Origin of the sequence: Roseiarcus sp., assembly GCF_052145395.1 — a bacterium.
Lineage (GTDB): Bacteria > Pseudomonadota > Alphaproteobacteria > Rhizobiales > Beijerinckiaceae > Roseiarcus.
Map to the genome: position 1 here is coordinate 1 of NZ_JBKQOT010000775.1, position 2818 is coordinate 2818.

General features: G+C 65.7%; 3 protein-coding genes. 1 reads left to right on the forward strand and 2 read right to left on the reverse strand.

From position 1 onward, the window contains the following. Window positions 1-19 precede the first annotated feature (19 nt). A complete protein-coding gene (locus ACLP25_RS26615) occupies window positions 20-643 on the reverse strand; it encodes a Gfo/Idh/MocA family protein (protein WP_442472116.1) in 624 nt (207 codons plus the stop codon). A gap of 17 nt (window positions 644-660) precedes the next feature. Next, the gene (gene iolE, locus ACLP25_RS26620) at window positions 661-1569 is read right to left on the reverse strand and encodes a myo-inosose-2 dehydratase (protein ID WP_442472117.1); all 909 of its coding nucleotides are present in this window, start codon (window positions 1567-1569) and stop codon (window positions 661-663) included. Between the two features lie 103 nt (window positions 1570-1672). Between iolE and ACLP25_RS26625 the strand changes: the two genes are divergently transcribed. Next, the gene (locus ACLP25_RS26625; RefSeq protein WP_442472118.1) at window positions 1673-2683 is read left to right on the forward strand and encodes a LacI family DNA-binding transcriptional regulator; all 1011 of its coding nucleotides are present in this window, start codon (window positions 1673-1675) and stop codon (window positions 2681-2683) included. Window positions 2684-2818: the final 135 nt, after the last annotated feature.

Sequence of the window (2818 nt, forward strand, 5' to 3'; positions counted from 1 at the left end):
CGTAGTGGACTTGCACCACCTACTCCTCGCCGACCTCCCGGCGCACCGCCACCGCAATGACGTGCGAGCCGAGGTCGCCAAGGGCGCCCGAGCCCGCTTCCTTGCGGGTCAGGCGCCAGGAGAACGGCAGGTCGGGATCGTTGTAGAATCCCTGGTCGAACCAGCCGCGGAAGCGCATCGGCGTCCCGATGTCGCCGGCGTCGATGAGCTTCTTGGCCAGCATCGCCGCAGGCGTCTTGATGTTGTTGAAGGCGACCATGGTCTTGACGCCGGCGTTTTTCGCCGCCGCGGTCATCGCCTCGGCCTCGGCGAGCATCACCGAAAGCGGCTTCTCGCAATAGACGTGCTTGCCGGCGGCGATGGCGGCCAGCGCCATTTCGGCGTGCAACAGGTTGGGCGAAGTGATGTCGACGACGTCGACGTTCGGATCGACGACGAGCTTTCGCCAGTCTCCGGTCGCCTTCTCGAAGCCGAAACGCTTGGCCGCGCTTTCCGCCAGCGCGGCGGTCGCGTCAGCGAGCATATAGAGATGCGGGATCGCCGGCAGGTCACGATAGAGGGTGGCTGCGCGGCGGAAGGCGTCGGCGTGGGCCTGCCCCATGAAGCCGGAGCCGATGAGGCCGATGTTTAGACGCTTGGTCATCTTCGAACTCCTTTGTCTCACGCGAACAGCTTTGTGATGGTCGCGAAACCGCGGGCGACGGCGGCCTTCGGCGGCGCCTTCGCCGGGTCCTGCTCGGCCTCGACGACCAGCCAGCCGCGATAGCCGGACGCTTTCACGAATCGGGCGAGCGGGGCGAAATCGATGCGGCCGTCGCCGGGGACAGTGAACATGCCGGCCCGCACGCCCTCGTTGAAGCTGTGACGGTTGCGGCGCACATCTTCGATCACATCCCCGCGCACGTCCTTGAGATGAATGTGGACGATCCGGTCGCCGAAGCGATCGATCAGCTTCGCGTAATCGAAGCCGGCGGCGTCGGCGTGGCCGGTGTCGAGGAGCAGCCCGGCTTCGCGGCCTGTCGCGTCGAACAGGCGCGAGACTTCGTCAAGTGTCTCGGCGACCATCATCAGATGATGATGATAGGCGAGCGTCAGGCCGTATTCGCCTTTCAGGCGCCGGGCAAATTCGGTGAGGCGGCCGGCGTAGGCGGCGACCTCCGACTTCGGCATGATCAGGCGATCCGACAGCGGCGCATCGAGTGGCGAGCCCGGCGCCATCATCGCGCATTCGCCATAGACCACCACCGAGGCGCCGAGCGCCTGAAGCAATCGCGCGTGACCGTCGACCGCGTCCATTTCCTCGTCGGCCGCTTCTTCCGCAAGCGACCCGGAATGCCAGCCTGAGGCGAGCGCAAGGCCGCGGGAGGTGAGCAAGGGCCCGAGCGTCGCCGCGTCCCGCGGAAACTTGCGACCGAGTTCTGCGCCGGCGTAGCCGACCGCCGCTGCGTCGTCGAGGCAGGTCTCCAGCGCGATGTCGGCGCCGAGATCTTCGAGAACGTCATTGACCCAGGACAGCGGGCTGACGCCAAGCCGCACGCCGACGGGCAGGACATCGAGGGGACTGGTCATCGGATTTCCTCCCGCAACATTAGCTTGCTGGCGAGCCTATCCGAGCGCTAATCGTCGGAATATGCTTTTCTTGAAGAGATTTCTTCGGACAAGAGGGTTTCGCATGGCTCGCAAGACGACGGCCCGCGAAGTCGCGGCAGCGGCGGGCGTTTCGGCTTCGACCGTCGACCGGGTGCTCAACGGCCGCGGCGGGGTCGACGCCGACAAGGAAAGACGCGTGATCGAATGGGCGCGCAAGCTCAAGCTCGACCGGGCGCTCAGCCATCGCCCGTTGCGTGCGCTGCGTATCGCCGTGCTGTTTCAGCCTCCGGAAAATCCTTTCTACGCCGAGGTGCAGCGCGCGTTCGAGGCGGCGTCGCGCGTATACGCGGACTTCAACATGCAGTTCTTCAACCATCACTTCGACGCGCGAAAACCCGCAGCGCTGCCGCAGAAAATCCGCGACCTCGGGGCCCGGCATGACGGGCTCATCCTCACCGTGCCGCAGAGCGATTCCGTGGCCGAGGCCATCCGCGCCGTGGCGGCCGCGATCCCTGTGGTGACTCTTGCGACCGACGTGCGCAATTGCGGGCGCCACGCCTATGTCGGCCCCGACGACCGGCGCGCCGGCCGCGTCGCCGGCGAACTGATGGGACGGTTTCTTGGCGCGAGCGGCGGCGACGTCGCGATGATCGCCGGCCTGCTTTCGCTGATCGGCAATGAGGAGCGCGAAATGGGCTTTCGCTCGGTGCTGCGCGAGCGGTACCCGAAATGTCGGGTGGCCGTCGTGCTGGAGAGCGGCGAGCGGGCCGAGCGGGCGGGCGAATTGAGCCGCGACGCCCTGTTGACGAACCCCGACATCCGCGGGATCTACAGCATCTCGTCCGGCGCCGACGGTGTCGTCGCGGCGCTAAAGGCCCTCACGCGCGAGGACGTCGTGTTTATAACACACGAACTGACGCCCGACCGCCGCGACCTTTTGCGTCAAGGCTTGATCGACGCGATCATTGATCAGAACCCGGAATTCGAAGTGCGCACAGCGATCGAAACAATGGCCCGGTTGACGGGACGGCTGGAGGGAGAACTGGCCCCGACGATTACGCCGGTGCACATCCATATCATCGAAAATGCCTGAGGCTGCGCCCAACATCGATCAGCCGCGCCCGGCCACATTCATTCGAAGCTCGTTGTGTGCTCGACATAGCGACGGCTAATGCAAGTTCCGCCATGGGCGGCAAACGACCGTTCCCCTGCAGAATCGAACGCCCGG